Source organism: Vibrio sp. D420a, from assembly GCF_030248625.1.
Classification (GTDB): domain Bacteria; phylum Pseudomonadota; class Gammaproteobacteria; order Enterobacterales; family Vibrionaceae; genus Vibrio; species Vibrio fortis_A.
This window is the reverse complement of sequence record NZ_JAHGAN010000007.1, coordinates 148,656-165,996: the sequence shown is the minus strand read 5'-3', so window position 1 is coordinate 165,996 and position 17,341 is coordinate 148,656. Positions and strand designations below refer to the sequence as shown.

Here is a 17,341-nt window from a genome sequence, read left to right as displayed (position 1 = left end):
GACTGAATCAGTCAACAGAGAGCGGCATTGTTTAGCTGTCAAAAGGAATCACCATGCAACAAATTAACAACCAAACATTGCTGTCGTTTATGGTGTCGGACCAAGAGCAGGGCATTGCTGTCACTAACCCTGCTACTGGTGAAGTGTTGGGTTATGCCCCAGTCTCTTCAGAGCAAGCCATTTTAGATGGTGTTGAACGCGCGAGTGTCGCGCAAAAAGAGTGGGCGGCAATGCCTGCAAAAGCACGCGCAGCTCTATTGAACAAGTGGTATCAACTGCTGCTTGAAAACAAAGAAGACCTTGGCCGTTTAATGACGCTAGAGCAAGGTAAGCCTCTAGCCGAAGCGCAGGGTGAAGTGCTCTATGGCGCGAGCTTTATTGAGTGGTTTGCTGAAGAAGCCAAGCGTACATACGGCGAAACGATCCCTGCCCCAAGTGGTGATAAGCGCTTAGTTACGATTAAGCAGCCAATTGGTGTTGCATGTGCAATTACGCCTTGGAACTTCCCAATTGCGATGATCACTCGTAAAGCAGGGCCTGCACTGGCTGCGGGTTGCAGCTTCATCGTGAAGCCATCTGACTCGACCCCGCTGTCTGCGTTCGCTGTCGCTGAACTTGCGTACCAAGCGGGCATTCCGCGCGATGTATTGCAGGTGACTCTGGGAGAAAGTTCTCGCCAGATCGGTGCGATTTTTACTTCTCACCCACTGATTCGTAAGTTCTCGTTTACGGGCTCAACTCAAGTGGGTAGTGTTCTGATGCAGCAGAGTGCACACGATATTAAACGCACCTCAATGGAACTGGGCGGCAACGCGCCATTTATCGTGTTTGATGACGCAGATATCGACGCAGCCGTAGCGGGTGCGATGGCCTCTAAGTTCCGCAATGCAGGTCAAACGTGTGTGTGTGCGAACCGATTCTATGTTCACAGCAAAGTCTACGATGAGTTCGTGACTAAATTTGATGCAGCGGTTCAGCAGCTCAAGGTCGGCAATGGCTTAGACGAAGGCGTGAATATTGGACCTGTGATCAGCGAGTCAGCGAAAGCGGGCATCCAAGCTCTGATTGATGGTGCAATCGAGCAAGGTGCGCAGCCAGTTTCGGAAGTACCGAATCTTGATGGCCTGTTCATGCAGCCGGTCGTACTCAAGAACGTAACTCATGACATGCACATTGTCTCGCAGGAGATCTTTGGCCCTGTCGCACCTGTGATTGCATTCGATAATGATGAGCAATTGATTGAGATGGCTAACGACACTATCTACGGCCTCGCATCGTACTTCTACAGCCAAAACATCCATCGCGTTTGGAAGATCGCTGAAGCGCTCGAGTACGGCATGGTCGGCATTAATGAAGGTATGATTTCTACCGAAGTGGCTCCGTTCGGTGGGGTAAAACAGTCTGGTATCGGACGTGAAGGGGCAAAACAAGGTATCGATGAGTACATGGACATCAAATATCTCTGCTTTGGCGGCAACTAATTTAAGGACAAAACAATGACAAACCAACAACTACACCAAAGAAGAAGCCAAGTAATCGCTCAAGGTATGGGCGCACTTTACCCACTTTACGTTGATAAAGCAGAGAACGCCCATGTGTGGGACGTAGATGGCAATAAATACATCGATTTTGCTGCAGGCATTGCGGTAACCAATACCGGTCACTCAAACAAACGCATCAGTGAAGCAGTGAAAGCGCAGCTGGATAACTTCTCCCATACCTGTGCGATGGTAACACCTTACGCTTCGTTCGTTGAACTGGCGGAAAAGCTGACTGAGCTTGCGCCGGGTGAGTGCCAAAAGAAAGCAATCTTCCTAACTACGGGCGCAGAGGCAGTAGAGAACGCAGTGAAAGTGGCACGTGCTCATACTGGTCGTAGTGGCGTTATCGCATTCAAAGGTGGTTTCCACGGTCGTACTAACATGACAATGGGTCTGACAGGTAAAGTTGCACCATACAAAGCGGGCTTTGGTCCTTTCCCGAATGAGATCTTCCATGCACCATACCCAAATGCCTTCCATGGTGTGAGCACCGAGCAGAGCCTACAAGCGCTTGAAGACCTGTTTGCATGTGATATCGAGCCATCACGCGTAGCGGCTATCATCTTTGAACCTGTGCAAGGCGAAGGGGGCTTCTACAAAGCACCTGCTGAATTCGCACAAGGGCTACGTGAAGTGTGTGATAAGCACGGCATCATGCTCATTGCTGACGAAATCCAAACTGGCTTTGCGCGTACTGGTAAAATGTTTGCTACGGAATACCTAGGCATTGAACCAGACATGATGACTATGGCAAAAGGCATCGCAGGCGGTTTCCCTATCTCTGCTGTGGTAGGCAAAGCGGATGTGATGGACTCGGCCCTGCCGGGTGGCCTTGGTGGTACATACGCAGGTTCACCGCTAGGTTGTGTTGCGGGTCTTGAGGTTCTTAAAATTATCGAAGAAGAGCAGCTGTGTGCGAAAGCGATGGGCATTGGTGAGGTGGTTAATGCTCGTATGACTAAGCTTCAAGAGTCTGTACCTGCAATTGGTGAAATCCGTACTACGGGTGCGATGATGGCGATTGAGTTTGCTTGTCCTGAAACGGGCAAACCTCTGCAAGATCTCACTAAGGCCGTTATTAGCAAGGCACAAGAGAATGGCTTAATTCTGCTGTCTTGTGGTGTGAAAGCGAACGTAATTCGCTTACTGCCACCATTGACGATCGAGTCTGAGGTTCTTAGCGAGGGTTTGGATAAGCTCGAGAAGATCATTCTTGAAGTCGCGTAACTCAAGTTATTCATTTTAATTCAGAAAGAGCACCATTGAGTGCTCTTTTTTTGTGCGGATTTACAATGTAAATGGGACTTTTCATGAGTTGCCTAAGGTTTTTGGTTTCTAGAATATCTTTGCTCGCTGAGCACCTCTCTGTTGAATTAAATTTTTTTCTGCAAAGGTGCGTAGGGGAATTCAAAAAACACCCTGTTAAAAGGGCTTCTAGGTGCCTTAAATTGGCGATTTTGGGGTATTTTAAATGTTTGTTTTTAAAGGTTTTTAAAGTCGTGACTTGGTAGTGAACCAATGTTACGTTTCGGGGACGCAAATAAGGAGCGGCCATGAAAACCAAAAACCACACTTATCATCAGCACGATTTCTCTCATCAAGACCTTAGTTATTTGGCTTTTGAGTCCTGCACTTTTTTGGAGTGTAACTTTCATAGCGCTCAGCTAAAAGAAACCACGTTTAAACATTGTAAGTTTATTGAGACTTCCGACATGGAAGGGTGTCAGTTTAATTTTGCTGATCTGAGAGATGCGAGTTTTCAAGACTGTAAGCTCGCGATGGCCAACTTCAGTAATGCCAATTGCTTTGGTATTGAATTCAGGAACTGCGATCTAAAAGGCGCGAATTTCCATCGTGCTAACTTTGCCAACTACGTGACGCAGAAAGTCTTCTTCTGCTCGGCTTATATCACAGGCTGTAATTTGTCCTATACGAACCTAGAGAGCGCCAACTTAGAAAAATGTGAGCTGTTTGAAAACCGCTGGATAGGCGCACATTTGGTGGGAGCGTCGATGAAGGAGTCGGACTTGAGCCGCGGTGTTTTTTCAGAAGATGCTTGGACTCAATTTAGTTTCCAAGGCGCAAACCTATGTCATGCTGAGCTAGAGGGGCTTAACCCGAAAAGGGTGGATATGACAGGTGTTCAAATCGCAGAATGGCAACAAGATCAATTGCTTGAAGCTATGGGTATTGTGGTGATGCCGGACTAAACGTGCTGTGGCTAGTCTAAAATGAGCGACTTAAGCGCTCATTTGAGTTAGAAGCCTGCTAGTTAGAAACCTGCTAGTTAGAAACATTGTTGTGATAGTCAGGCTCAGACAGATTTTCAGCAAAGCCTATCTCACCGATGATATACAGAGCACTGCCAATCGCATCGAGAGTTTCATTAGAGTTTCTTTCAGGCACGTTAACTACAGTGATGTTGTCGAAATCATTAGAGGTCGAGTTGGTATCGAAAGAAGCGTAGTCGTTACACACTATGCTTTGGCAATCATGATGCTGCTCTGGTGCAGTGGGTAAGTTTTGAGTCGTTAGGTTCTGAATTGGTAGGTTTTGAATCGAATTGATATCAAATCCCCCCGGGTTTTCTGCACTTGAGCTGCCTGCACTTGAACCCTCTGTGCTTGAAGTTCCTGCACTTAGGGCGTACCCAGAATATACCAGCAACAACGGTGCAATCACTTTGATCATAAAACCTTACTCCATTCATCAGTCACGCCAATGATAACCAAAGCTAGTTTGAATTGCACAGTGTTTTTTATAAGTCGTGTTTTGCATTGTTTAGAGTCGAACAACCTAACGACTATCAACCAAAACTCCGACGCTAAGGTCGGAGTTTTGGTTAATAACGAAGTAATACCATCACGATATTAGCCAATGCTATCAATATGAATCACCACTGAATCGGGGCGCCAGTATTCGAATTCACAGTCCATTAATTCGCCGTCTTGCTTGTAGTTGACGCGGCAGATCTTCAAAACCGGTTGCCCCTCTGAGAGATTGAGTGCCTTGGCGACATGAGCGGGTGCAGAGGTGGGTATCACATCAAATCGAGAACGCTGAGTTTCGTAACCGTAGTTTTTCTTGTAGATATCGGTGAGTGACATCTTGAGATCGTGCGAGAGGATCTCAGGAAACAAACTTGCTTTAAGTACGTTCTCCACAAACAGCACTACTCTTCCGTCGATGTAGCGCAGCCGTTCAATGACATGAACTGGTGTGATGCTTTCCACTTTCAATGCCTTGGCATATTCACCAGCGGCCATTTCTGAGCGGGTATTGATAAGACGAGTCTCTGCAATTCGATTCTGATCGCGAATCATTTGATGAAAGTGAGAGCGAGATAGGGGGTTGTATCGGATACGCTCAGGAGAGACAAACCAACCGCGTCTATCCTCGCGATAGATTAGCCCCTCGGTCTCAAGAGAGATAAGCGCGTCTTTGAGCGTGATGCGAGTGGTAGCAAAGAGCTCACTGAGTTCTCTTTCTGAAGGAATCTTTTGCCCCTCTTTATAGATCCCAGACTGGATCTGTTCGCGGATACTGTTTTTGATTTTTCCTAATTGTGTCTCTGAATGGCTGTTGCCCGGCATTCTCATTGCTGATCTAGTCCATGATTCCTTGTTGTTACCAGTATAAGTCGGCTGTTTAACAGTAATGTGACAACAGGTTCTGGTTAAAAGTCGGACTGTTGAAACAGTTCTGCCATATAAATGCATTTGAACTGTCAAATAAGTTGCCATAAACCGTAACAATCCGCCTCTAGCATACAAAGTGAACTTACTGACCTAGTCCAGAAGGATAGAGACAATGAAAACTTTGCTTTGCCGTTCAACGCTATCACCATCAAAACTGATTGGCGCAACCTTGATGACAGCGACCATTTCAATGCCAGCGATGGCGAATGATGCTGACTTAGACGCACTAGTAAAAGCCGCTCAAAAAGAGGGCGCGGTTTACAGTGTGGGTATGCCAGATAGTTGGGCAAACTGGAAAGACACTTGGGCGGACCTAAAGGAAAACTATGGCCTAAAGCACCAAGACACTGATATGAGCTCGGCGCAAGAGATCTCAAAATTTGAGGCAGAGAAGCGCAATGCAACTGCTGATATTGGCGATGTGGGCTTTGCTTTTGCTCGCGTTGCAGTGAAGAAAGACGTGACTCAACCCTACAAACCATCAACTTGGGACGACATTCCTGAGTGGGCGAAAGACAAAGATGGCCACTGGGCCCTAGCTTACACGGGAACTATCTCATTCATCTCAAACAACAATCTAGTCAAAGACGCGCCTAAGACATGGAGTGATCTGCTTGAGGGTGACTACAAGGTGACGGTCGGTGATGTAGGTGTTGCCGCACAAGCAAATAACGCAGTACTAGCAGCCGCGTTTGCTAACGGTGGTGATGAAAGCAACCTAAAGCCCGCGATTAAGTTCTTTGGTGAGCTAGCGAAACAGGGTCGTCTGTCTTACACCGATCCAAATATGGCGAACCTAGAAAAAGGTGAAGTTGAAGTAGCGATCATGTGGGACTTCAACGCACTGAACTACCGCGACAAGATTGACCGTGAGCGTTTCAGTGTCAACATCCCTCAAGATGGCTCTGTTATCTCGGGTTACACCACCATTATCAATAAATACGCGAAGAACCCTAACGCGGCGAAGCTTGCTCGTGAATACATCTTCAGCGACCAAGGCCAAATCAATCTAGCTGAGGGTTACGCGCGCCCAATTCGTACCAACATCACTCTGCCTCAATCAGTACAAGACAAGCTTATTGCGAATGAAGAGTATGGCAATGTTCACCCTGTGACTGATTTCTCTGCATGGGAAAAATCAGCACGTCGTCTGCCACGTCAATGGCAAGAAAGCGTTCTGATTCACCAGCAATAATCCCCACTTGAGTAAGAGAATAAATCATGAGCAATAAGGTTATCCTTGTTGTTCTAGATGGACTGAATTATCAGGTAGCCCGCAATTGCATGGGCTACCTGAATGGTCTTCTAGAACTGAGTCACTCGTCCAGTAATCAGAGTGATTCACAAAGCCCATTGCAAGGAAAAATGCGCGCGACGCTTTATCCGATGCAGTGTGAACTGCCTTCTATGTCGCGCCCACTTTATGAGTGCATCCTTGCTGGGGTTCGCCCTGTGGAGAGCGGCATCGTTAACAACCAGATTGTGCGCCTCTCCAATCATGAGTCGATCTTTAGCTTGGCAAAAGCGCAGGGCAAAACCACTGCTGCTGCAGCATATTACTGGGTGAGCGAGCTTTATAATCGTGCGCCATTCAATCCGGTTCGCGATCGTTTTACTCATGACGAGAGTTTGAACATTCAACACGGCTGCTTCTACCACTGGGACCATTACCCAGATGAGGCGCTGTTTCTGGATGCAGAGCACTTGCGCTTAACGTATCAGCCAGATTTCTTGTTGATCCACCCAATGAATATTGACGATATGGGCCACAAGCATGGACTGGACTCTCGCCAGTATCGCAATAGTGCGCGTGGCGCTGATATCTTCCTATCGAACTACATAAAAGGTTGGATCGAAGATGGCTATCAAGTGATTGTGACCAGCGATCACGGCATGAACGACGACCTTTCTCACGGTGGTATTCTGGCTGAAGAGCGTGAAGTCCCATTCTTTGTGATTGGTGACAAATTCACGCATCAAGAGTGTCAGGTAAAACAGACCGATATCTGCGGCACTGTGTGCCAACTCCTTAATTTAGAACACAATAAATCTTACACTCAGGAATTGTTAGCACTATGAGCAGTCCTGCCATTACCCAAAAATCGAATTCACTAAACGCAAACGCGTCGAAACCTAAGGCCTCTTCTTGGTTCAAACGCTTTAAGCCCGCTTTATGGTTGGCGCCGTTTGCGCTGTTCTTCTATCTGTTTCAGCTAGCCCCTATGGTTTGGGTACTGATTAACAGCTTCTTTTACGACGGCGAGTTGTCGTTCGAAAACTACACCGAGGTGTTTGATTCTGCTTTCATGATGCAGGCCTTTGGTAATAGTTTGTGGCTGTCCGTGTGGTCGAGTGTGTTTGGCCTAGCGATTGCTACCTTATTGGTTTCTTCTCTGCGTCGCGTTGACTGTAAAATTCGCGACGGCGTGATCGCCTTTACCAACATGAGTAGCAACTTTGCCGGTGTACCACTCTCTTTCGCTTTCATCATCATCCTTGGTACCAACGGTGCGATAACCTTGTTGCTGAAGCAATATGGTCTATTGGGAGAGTTTGACCTCTACGGAAAGTGGGGCTTATTGGCGATCTATATCTACTTTCAAATTCCACTGGCAGTGTTGCTGTTATACCCAGCGTTTGATGCGTTGAGCGACGATTGGCAGGCAGCGTCTGCATTGCTTGGTGCGAAGACGTGGCAGTACTGGCTTAAGGTTGGTTTGCCTGTGCTATCTCCAGCGCTATTCGGCACTTTTATTATTCTGATCGCCAACGCGATAGGTGCTTACGCCAGTGTCTATGCACTCACTTCAGGTAACTACAACGTCATTACTATTCGAATCGCGAGTCTGGTATCTGGAGACCTGTTCCTTGAACCAAATCTAGCCGCTGCAATTTCTGTGATTCTGATGGCGATGCTGGCATTTATCACCGTGATTAACCAATGGCTTATCAGTAAGAGTTATGCAGGGAAGAAAAGCTAATGCAAAACGTTAATACTCGCTTTCATAAAACGGTGGTTTTCTCGATCGTTGGCATCATGATGATTCCAATTCTTGCCACGTTCGTTTACTCGCTGTCATCACGTTGGGGAGCTACTATTCTGCCAGATGGTTTTACTCTGGATTGGTACGTTAGCCTACTGACGGACCCTCGCTTCCTACAAGCGTTTGGTCGTTCACTGTTTATCTGTATCGCGGCATTAGCACTGAGTGTGGTGCTGATTCTTCCGGCAATATTTGTGGTGTTCTACTATTTCCCGAAACTGGATAAAGTAATGAATATCATGATCTTATTGCCGTTCGCTGTGCCACCTGTGGTCTCTTCGGTTGGCCTGCTACAGCTGTATGCCGACAGTGAAATTGCACTTATCGGCACACCTTGGATCTTGATTGGCACCTACTTCACCATTGCTCTGCCATTCATGTATCGCGCAATCGCTAACAGCTTTCAGGCGATCAATTTGCAAGATCTGATGGACGCTGCGCACTTACTCGGTGCGAGCACCACTAAGGCTTTCTTGTTGATTATTTTACCGAACCTGAAGAAGGGCTTGATGGCTTCTCTGTTCCTATCGTTCTCGTTCCTACTGGGAGAGTTCGTGTTTGCTAACATTTTGGTTGGAACACGCTACGAGACGCTACAAATCTATCTATACAACATGCGTCAGACCAGCGGCCACTTTACTTCAGCTTTGGTGATGACCTACTTCCTATTCATTTTCTTACTGACTTGGATGGCAAGTCGTTTTAGCCGTGGAGTCAAATAATGAGTTATGTAAACGCACACAATCTAACGAAAAGTTTCGGTGACAACACCGTTTTTGAAGACATTCAATTCACTATCGAGAAAGGTGAGTTTATTACCCTGCTTGGGCCAAGTGGTTGTGGTAAATCAACCCTGCTACGCAGCTTGGCTGGGCTAAACCCAGTCGATGATGGCCAAATCTGGGTCAATGGTGAAGACATCACCCACCAAGCGCCACAGCAGCGCGGCATCGGTATGGTTTTCCAATCCTATGCATTGTTTCCAAACATGACGGTGGAGGGAAACATCGCCTTTGGTTTGAAAATGAAAAAGCTGGCTGGCGACGAAATCAAACGTGAAGTAGCAAAAGTGATTGAGCTGGTGGACTTGAAAGGTAAAGAAACCTTCTATCCACATCAGTTATCAGGTGGTCAGCGTCAACGCGTCGCTTTAGCGCGTGCTCTGGTGGTGAAGCCACGTATTCTGTTGCTTGATGAACCGCTATCGGCATTGGATGCCAAGATCCGTAAGCACCTTCGTCAGCAGATCCGTGATATCCAAAAAGAGATGGATCTGACGACTATCTTTGTTACTCACGATCAGGAAGAGGCGATGATCATGTCCGATCGCATCTTCTTGATGAACAAAGGTGAGATCGTTCAGGCAGGCACACCTGAAGAGATCTACACTCAACCTGCCAATGAGTTTGTCGCTGGCTTTATGGGACACTACAACTTAGTACAAGCGAACAAAGCTAAGCAGTTGTTTGATATCGATACCGACTGGAAGGTCGCGATACGTCCTGAATCTATTTATGTCAAAGAGCAGGGAAGACAATACGGTGCACATATTTCAGCGCCAAAAACGGGTACGATCCGTAATCATCAGCTGCTGGGTAACGTGATTCGCTATCAAGTTGATGTGGATGAGTGTGAGCTCACTGTCGACCTATTAAATCGCTCTTCTGAGCGTCTATTGGCTAACGGTAGCCAACTAGAGTTGCTATTTAATCTAAACGAAATTCAGCCTGTGAGAGCCTAAAATGTCTAAGCCTTTGTATGTATTTGATATGGATGAAACCCTAGTCAACGGCGATGCTGCGATGATGTGGAATGAGTTCTTAGTCGAAAAAGGTATTGCGAGTGATGCAAGTTTTGTTGAAGAAGATCAGCGCCTTATGGGGCTTTACACCCAAGGTAAGCTGGATATGGAAGATTACCTAACATTCGCCATGCAGCCGCTTGCTGATATGACGACACAACAAGTGAATGCCTTGGTTGAGGAGTGCGTTGACACTAAAGTTCTACCTAATCTGTTCAAGCAGACTCTGCCATTGATAGAACAGCTAAAGCGCGATGAAATCGACATGTTGATCATCTCTGCCAGTGTGACTTTTTTGGTTGAAGTCGTAGGGCGTAAACTTGGCATTCCAGAGGCTCTCGGTATCGATCTGGTCGAGAAGCATGGCCGCTACACATCCAAAATAGAGGGCGTTCCGAGCTATCGAGAGGGTAAAGTGACGCGCTTAGAGCAGTGGATCGCTGCACAACCGACAACTTACTCAGGGGTTCATTTCTACACTGACTCGATCAATGATCTGTCTCTTTGTGAGTATGCGGATTATGCGTATTTGGTGAACCCATGCCCACGATTGAAGGCATTGTCAGATAGACCGAATTGGCAGATTCTGAATTGGGACTAGCGGCGATTGTGGTCGATTGAACAAAAAACTCCGACATTAGGTCGGAGTTTTTGTTTTGGGTGAGCGGTAAACTTAATATCTCGTCAATTGCTTTTAGGACGTCAACTTCATTCTCAAAATGAGAAAATCGCATCCAGTGTCGCTAACTTTATGAAATTAAACGACTAAATTTTAGGCACCATACTTGCTCTCTTCTACTTTACACATTTACAGTCAGTTGAGAGGGAAGATAATGAGAATATGGAATCCACTGGTTGCGGCAGGCTGCATGGTTCCCAGCCTAGCACTTGCATTAACAACGTCCGATTTTACTTTTGAATCTGGAGCAGACAGCTCAAATTACTCTGCCTTAGGTAAGCCCAACGATACCTATTCGATTGCCGGAACATTGCCTCATGACACGCTAGACAACGTCTATTCGATGTTGCCTGAAGGAACTTATATCAACAGCGCCTTCATCGCACCAGAGCGTTACTCTAATATTGATATTGATGACGAATTGGGTGGTGCCGAGTTCGCATCGGCAAAAATCACTTTTTTGAATGAAGGAGCGGGTTATCGAAACGCGCTCGGTTACTTTGTCTACGATACCAACAACCCGCCAGCTTCAATTGACGACATTACAGCGCATACCATCGTCTTTCCGAACACTTCAAAAGCCCCAGATGGTGAAATGGTCGAAGGTGACACCATCGACTTAGGCGTCGAATTGACCGCGGGTCAAACCCTCGCCTTCTTTGTAGTTCCCAATGGTTGGGGGTGGTCGGGTTCATACAATAACATTGCTTCACTTGGTAATTGGGGCACCCCTTTCTACAGTTACTCTGAACTTAACCCTGAGAACACGGCAAGTCTGCGAAGACATAATGTGGCCTTTATCGACACTGAGAATGAGTTCTTCGTATTGGGCTTTGAAGACCTAAAACGTACGGGGGGCGACCATGACTTTAATGACCTGTTGTTCACGGTTGAAGTGACTCCGTTTACTGCGGTGGATGGGGTTAACCCAGACGGTTCAACAGACTCAAAATATGAGCCATTGGTGCAGCAAGACAGCGACATCACCATCACCTCTGTTTATCCAAGTGGTAGTGATTATGCGACCATCGCATTCGAGGACAGATGGCCGTTGATGGGTGATTACGACTTCAATGATGTGGTGTGGCGTTACCAAATTACAGAGCAATTGAATGGTCAGCGTGAACTGAAAAACATCAGTTTTGACTATACGCTGCAAGCAATGGGAGCAGGCTTCTCAAACGGCTATGGTATCCATCTTCCGGGCGTTGACCCTAGTAACATTGCTAATGCGACTCTGACCCGTAATGGTGTTGCGGTTAGTCATTCGATTGTAAAGCAGGGTACTAGCGATGCAGTATTGATTGTTTCTGAGGACCTTAAAGAGGATCTTCAGAACCTAGGTGAACTTACTGAAAGTTGCACATTCTACAGAACACAAACCGACTGCTTGGCCACACAAAATGCTGGCGCATTGCAGTACCAACTCTATGTTGAGTTCACGACCCCAGTGTCGCGAGACATTGTCGGTTATCCACCTTACGACTCGTTTATTTTTGCTGCTCAATACATGTATCACGGTGACTTTACGAGCGAGGCTCCTGGGTTCACATGGCAGACTCATTTGAAGCAGTTCTCGGGTACCAGTGACATGAACAATGCTTTCTTCAATACCCATGATGATAAGTCTGACAATGTTGCGTCGTTTACCACTGAAAACAATATGCCGTGGGCGATAAACATTCGTGACGAGTGGGATCATCCGATTGAATACACAGACATTTGTGAGGCCTACCTAACCTTTGATGACTGGGTAGAAGCAAGCGGAGAAAACCATGGTGAGTGGTACAAAACCGCTGTAGAAAACACTTCAGTATCAGCAACGGGCGAATAAGGAGAGCATCATGAAAACATCTATCAAGTTAATTAGCCTACTTTCCATTTCAGCCCTGACTGCATGTGGTGGCGGAGGAGGTGGAGGTGGTGGCTCAACGGCTCAACCTGCTACCGCTCAAGATATTGTTGCCCAACGTGACTTTTCGTTTGATGTGGGTGAGAAAATTACCTTGTCGATCGATTATTCAGGGTCAACTAAGGGAGCGCTGCACCTCTATTCAGAAGCGGCGTTCGTAAAAGCTGATGGTGAAGTGATTCCAGATCCGGTTTCGCGCATTACTACGATCTACCCAGATCTTACTGGCGAGGTCGAACTTGAGATCAATACGAATTGGGACTCGCTATATGTGCGCTGGGTACCAATGGCCAGTAGCGAATCAGAGCAAACTTGGAGTATTCCTTTAGGGCAGCCGAGTAACAGTTACCACCTTACATTCTAACCTCCCATGATTTAACTCTAAATCACGCGGAGAGTGCCATTGGCTACTCTCCGTTTTTTATATCATTTATTTTCAAGGTCATCTGTTTTCGACTCTTTCTATTTTCAAGCCTCAAGTCTTCCCCTTTTTTCTGCTCATCTATTAAACAATCTTGCCTAAAACTATCGAGCAATAAACATCACACCTCAAATCTTTTGGATATTTATTTAGTGGGCGAATGATTGTATAACCTATTGTTTTAGTGCTTATTTTTGTTGTTTTTGCGTTTGTTTTGTAATTGCTTTGTTAAAATAATCATTTGAACCCTAACTAGTTTTCTGTCATTTTATAATTAATCGAACGTTCAATTAAAAATAAAAGGACCCCAAAATGCCCAAGGTAGGGATGCCAGATATCCGAAAACCGCAACTCGTACAAGCCACAATGGCGGTGATCGATCGTGTCGGTTTGCATTCGGCCAGTATCGCTTTGATCAGTAAACAAGCTGGCGTATCGACTGGGATCATCAACCACTATTTTGGTGGTAAGCATGGGCTGCTTGAAGAAACGATGCGCGAAATCTTGCGCCAATTGTCGGTCACTATCACTAAAGCTCTAAAAGAGTTACCCGCTAACGCACATCAACAAAGAATCAACGCCATCATCAACGGCAATTTCGAAGGCTACCAAGCAGAGAACAAGGTCGCGAAGACTTGGTTGGCGTTTTGGTCTTACTCAATGCACGACGCTCAGCTTAAAAGGCTGCAGCGTGTAAATGAAAAACGTCTTATTTCTCATTTGCTTATTGAACTAAAGGCACTTTTGGAGCCTGAGCAAGCTGAGTTAGTGGCGCATGGTATTGCATCGCTTATTGATGGCATTTGGCTACGTGGGACGCTCAACCCTGAAGGCATAGATGCCAACAAAGCACGCGCAATCATCAATGATTATCTCGACAAGCAGCTGACGTTTTACTCTCTGAATGTCGATTAACGCGTTTAACACCCGTAATTTTGAATGGGCCAGCTGAGCCTAAACATAAACTAAGTCAGAAACTCACATGGAAATGAACACTTTATACATAGATGGAAAAACGGTGGCTGCTACGTCTGGGGAAACCTTTGTCAGCACTAACCCTGCCAATGGTGAACCTATTGCGATCATTGGCCAAGCGTCTCAATCAGACCTTGAACAAGCGGTCGAATCGGCGAAGCGCGGCTTTGCTGTATGGTCTGCTATGAGTGCCGTGGAACGCAGTCGCATTTTGATGAAGGCGGTAGAAATACTTAGAACACGAAACGATGACCTTGCAAAGCTTGAGGTTGCTGATACAGGCAAGCCATTGCAGGAAGCGATTGAAGTGGATGTGGCCTCTGGCGCTGACGTAATTGAGTACTACGCAGGTCTTGCTCCGACTCTGCAAGGTGAGCAACAACCCCTGAGCGAAAGCCAGTTTTTCTATACCCGCCGCGAACCTCTGGGTGTGTGTGCCGGTATAGGTGCTTGGAACTACCCAATTCAAATCGCAATGTGGAAGTCGGCACCTGCATTGGCCGCGGGCAATGCAATGGTGTTCAAGCCTTCAGAAGAAACTCCCCTTACCGCACTAAAATTGGCTGAAATCTTTACCGAAGCGGGTCTACCAGACGGTGTGTTTAACGTTGTTCAAGGCGATTACCGAGTTGGTCAAATGCTGACGGCTCATCCAGATATTGCCAAAGTCTCTTTCACGGGGGAAACGGGTACAGGCAAAGCGGTAATGGCTGATAGTGCAAAGACGCTTAAGTCTGTCACCATGGAGCTTGGCGGTAAGTCGCCAATGATTATCTTTGATGATGCCAAGCTCGATGATGCGGTATCTGCCGCGATGGTGGCTAACTTCTACACCCAAGGTGAGGTGTGTACCAATGGCACACGAGTTTATGTGCATGAAAATATCTACCAAGAGTTTGTTGACCAGCTCAAGGCGCGTACAGAAAAGCTTGTGATTGGTGACCCGATGGACATCGAAACGCAAATCGGTGCGCTCATCTCCAAACAGCATCTGTCTAAAGTCCTTGAAGCGATTGAGACGGCTAAGCAGTCTGGCGCAACTCTGCTGACTGGCGGCTATCAAGTGACTGACAATGGGCTAGGTAATGGCAATTTTGTTATCCCAACCGTATTCGTCGATTGTGACGATGACATGCCTCATGTTCAGCAGGAGATCTTCGGCCCTGTCATGTCAGTGCTCAAATTCACCGATGAAAACGATGTGATTCGCCGTGCCAACGACACCCACTATGGCTTGGCTGCGGGGGTATTTACGCAAAACCTATCTCGTGCCCACCGTGTGATTCATCAAATGCAGGCTGGAATTTGCTGGGTAAACACTTGGGGTGACTCACCAGCAGAGATGCCAGTTGGTGGCTATAAGTTATCGGGGATTGGTCGTGAGAATGGCCCTGAAACCCTACTTCACTACACCCAAACCAAGAGCATTCTTATTGAGCTAGGCGACTACGCCAGCCCTTATGCATAACGCTTAACCTCTCACGGAGAACAGAACATGGAACAACGCTACGATTATATTATCGTCGGCGCGGGTTCGGCCGGCTGCGTGTTGGCCGATCGGCTCACAGCAAGCGGTCAACATAGCGTGTTATTGCTGGAGGCTGGTGGTACGGATAAGAGTATTTTTATCCAGATGCCGACGGCTCTTTCTTACCCGATGAACACCGAAAAGTACGCTTGGCAATTTGAAACTCAGCAAGAGTCTGGGCTCGATGGACGTCAGTTACACTGCCCACGCGGTAAGGTTTTGGGTGGCAGCTCGTCGATTAACGGCATGGTTTACGTGCGTGGTCATGCGTGTGACTTTGACGAGTGGGAAGAGAAAGGCGCAGCGGGTTGGAACTACCAAGCGTGCTTGCCTTATTTCCGACGCGCAGAAACATGGAATCAGGGCGGCGATGAGTACCGCGGTGACAATGGTCCTTTAGGAACCTGTAACGGCAACGACATGGCGATGAACCCGCTCTATCAAGCCTTTATCGATGCCGGCAAAGATGCGGGTTACCCAGAAACCAAAGACTACAACGGCTATCAGCAAGAGGGCTTTGGTCCTATGCACATGACGGTAGACAAGGGTGTGAGAGCCTCAACCTCTAACGCGTATCTACGTCGTGCATTAAAGCGCTCTAACCTGACGCTCATTAAAGGCGTGGTGGTTCGTAAGGTATTGCTAGAGCAAGAGTCTGACCAATTGAAAGCGACAGGCGTTGAGTTTGAAAAGTCCGGCAAGATTCAAACCGCTTCGGCTTCAAAAGAGGTGATCTCTTCGGCGGGGTCTATCGGTTCAGTTCAGTTACTTCAGCTATCTGGGGTTGGGCCAAAAGCAGTGCTTGAAAAAGCGGGCGTAGAGCTTAGGCATGAACTCAGCGGTGTCGGTGAAAACCTGCAAGACCACCTCGAAGTCTACTTCCAGTATCACTGTAATGAACCGATCACGCTCAACAGCAAACTCGGTTTAGTCAGCAAAGGCATGATTGGTGCGGAGTGGATTTTGACTCGCAAAGGGCTTGGAGCGACCAATCACTTCGAATCTTGCGCCTTTATCCGCTCTCGAAAAGGTCTGAAGTGGCCGAACATCCAATATCACTTTCTGCCTGCAGCGATGCGTTACGACGGCCAAGCGGCCTTTGATGGTCATGGTTTCCAAGTCCATGTTGGTCCCAATAAACCTGAGAGTCGCGGTACTGTCGCAATCACATCGGCTGACCCACATGCCAAACCTGAAATCATTTTTAACTACATTTCGACAGAGCAAGACCGTCAAGACTGGCGTGACTGTATTCGTCTGACGCGTGAAATCCTCTCTCAACCTGCGATGGATAAGTTCCGTGGAGAAGAGATTCAGCCGGGGGCAGATGTCACCTCTGATGAAGCGATCGATGAATGGGTAAAACAGAATGTCGAGAGCGCGTATCACCCGTCTTGCGGCTGCAAAATGGGCGCAGATGACGACCCAATGGCGGTTCTGGACGAAGAGTGTCGAGTGCGCGGTGTCGCTAACCTACGTGTGGTCGATTCGTCGGTATTCCCAACTATTCCCAACGGTAACTTGAATGCGCCAACCATTATGGTGGCAGAGCGCGCTGCGGATTTCATATTGGGTAAAACGCCACTGGCTGCAGCAGATGTACCCGTTTGGATTGCGCCTCAATGGCAAGAAACTCAGCGTGAAAATGAACCGTTAAGAGCCTTAGCCGACGAAACCTAATTACAAATCGAGAGTCGGTCGTGAATAAAGGCCGCAAAAAAGTATGAGTCAGAAACCACATC

The 17,341-nt window shown here is 47.2% G+C and carries 16 protein-coding genes; 14 read left to right on the top strand and 2 right to left on the bottom strand.

What is annotated here, in order from left to right; translation table 11 throughout:
• The first annotated feature begins 53 nt into the window (after positions 1–53).
• From KI743_RS07680 to KI743_RS07670, 3 genes are all read left to right on the top strand, one after another.
• Positions 54–1,481, top strand: coding sequence for an NAD-dependent succinate-semialdehyde dehydrogenase (locus KI743_RS07680; protein ID WP_032553797.1), 1,428 nt, complete (start codon positions 54–56; stop codon positions 1,479–1,481).
• 15 nt (positions 1,482–1,496) lie between these two features.
• Positions 1,497–2,768, top strand: coding sequence for a 4-aminobutyrate--2-oxoglutarate transaminase (gabT, locus tag KI743_RS07675; protein WP_285465835.1), 1,272 nt, complete (start codon positions 1,497–1,499; stop codon positions 2,766–2,768).
• Positions 2,769–3,094: 326 nt separating this feature from the next.
• Positions 3,095–3,751 carry a Qnr family pentapeptide repeat protein gene (locus KI743_RS07670; protein ID WP_285465834.1) on the top strand — a complete coding sequence of 219 codons (657 nt, stop codon included), beginning with the start codon at positions 3,095–3,097 and terminating at the stop codon, positions 3,749–3,751.
• 73 nt (positions 3,752–3,824) lie between these two features.
• On the opposite strand, the gene KI743_RS07665 is transcribed toward KI743_RS07670, so the two are convergent.
• Positions 3,825–4,232, bottom strand: a complete 408-nt coding sequence (locus KI743_RS07665; RefSeq protein WP_285465833.1) for a hypothetical protein — start codon at positions 4,230–4,232, stop codon at positions 3,825–3,827.
• A gap of 179 nt (positions 4,233–4,411) precedes the next feature.
• Entirely contained in the window at positions 4,412–5,140 is a 729-nt protein-coding gene (locus KI743_RS07660; RefSeq protein WP_285465832.1) for a UTRA domain-containing protein, read from the bottom strand.
• Between the two features lie 211 nt (positions 5,141–5,351).
• Between KI743_RS07660 and KI743_RS07655 the strand changes: the two genes are divergently transcribed.
• The 11 genes from KI743_RS07655 (at position 5,352) to betA (ending at position 17,279) form a co-directional block, all read left to right on the top strand.
• Entirely contained in the window at positions 5,352–6,434 is a 1,083-nt protein-coding gene (locus KI743_RS07655; RefSeq protein WP_285465831.1) for an ABC transporter substrate-binding protein, read from the top strand.
• Positions 6,435–6,460: 26 nt separating this feature from the next.
• Positions 6,461–7,318, top strand: a complete 858-nt coding sequence (locus tag KI743_RS07650; protein ID WP_285465830.1) for an alkaline phosphatase family protein — start codon at positions 6,461–6,463, stop codon at positions 7,316–7,318.
• Complete coding sequence (locus KI743_RS07645; protein WP_285465829.1) at positions 7,315–8,220, top strand: ABC transporter permease subunit; 906 nt, start codon at positions 7,315–7,317, stop codon at positions 8,218–8,220. The genes KI743_RS07650 and KI743_RS07645 overlap by 4 nt, the downstream gene beginning before the upstream one ends.
• Positions 8,220–9,005: an ABC transporter permease gene (locus KI743_RS07640; protein WP_150869822.1), complete on the top strand. Its 786-nt coding sequence runs from the start codon at positions 8,220–8,222 to the stop codon at positions 9,003–9,005. The genes KI743_RS07645 and KI743_RS07640 overlap by 1 nt, the downstream gene beginning before the upstream one ends.
• Positions 9,005–10,024, top strand: a complete 1,020-nt coding sequence (locus KI743_RS07635; protein WP_032553809.1) for an ABC transporter ATP-binding protein — start codon at positions 9,005–9,007, stop codon at positions 10,022–10,024. Before KI743_RS07640 ends, KI743_RS07635 begins: the two co-directional genes overlap by 1 nt.
• A 1-nt stretch (position 10,025) precedes the next feature.
• Positions 10,026–10,685 carry an HAD family phosphatase gene (locus tag KI743_RS07630; protein WP_285465828.1) on the top strand — a complete coding sequence of 220 codons (660 nt, stop codon included), beginning with the start codon at positions 10,026–10,028 and terminating at the stop codon, positions 10,683–10,685.
• 232 nt (positions 10,686–10,917) lie between these two features.
• Positions 10,918–12,597: an LruC domain-containing protein gene (locus KI743_RS07625; RefSeq protein WP_285465827.1), complete on the top strand. Its 1,680-nt coding sequence runs from the start codon at positions 10,918–10,920 to the stop codon at positions 12,595–12,597.
• 10 nt (positions 12,598–12,607) lie between these two features.
• Positions 12,608–13,039 (top strand): hypothetical protein, encoded by a 432-nt coding sequence (locus tag KI743_RS07620; RefSeq protein ID WP_285465826.1) that lies wholly within the window; start codon positions 12,608–12,610, stop codon positions 13,037–13,039.
• Between the two features lie 369 nt (positions 13,040–13,408).
• Positions 13,409–14,011 carry a transcriptional regulator BetI gene (gene betI / locus KI743_RS07615; protein ID WP_285465825.1) on the top strand — a complete coding sequence of 201 codons (603 nt, stop codon included), beginning with the start codon at positions 13,409–13,411 and terminating at the stop codon, positions 14,009–14,011.
• A gap of 67 nt (positions 14,012–14,078) precedes the next feature.
• Positions 14,079–15,539 (top strand): betaine-aldehyde dehydrogenase, encoded by a 1,461-nt coding sequence (gene betB / locus KI743_RS07610; RefSeq protein WP_285465824.1) that lies wholly within the window; start codon positions 14,079–14,081, stop codon positions 15,537–15,539.
• A 27-nt stretch (positions 15,540–15,566) separates the two neighbouring features.
• The gene (gene betA / locus KI743_RS07605; protein WP_285465823.1) at positions 15,567–17,279 is read left to right on the top strand and encodes a choline dehydrogenase; all 1,713 of its coding nucleotides are present in this window, start codon (positions 15,567–15,569) and stop codon (positions 17,277–17,279) included.
• Positions 17,280–17,341 lie beyond the last annotated feature (62 nt).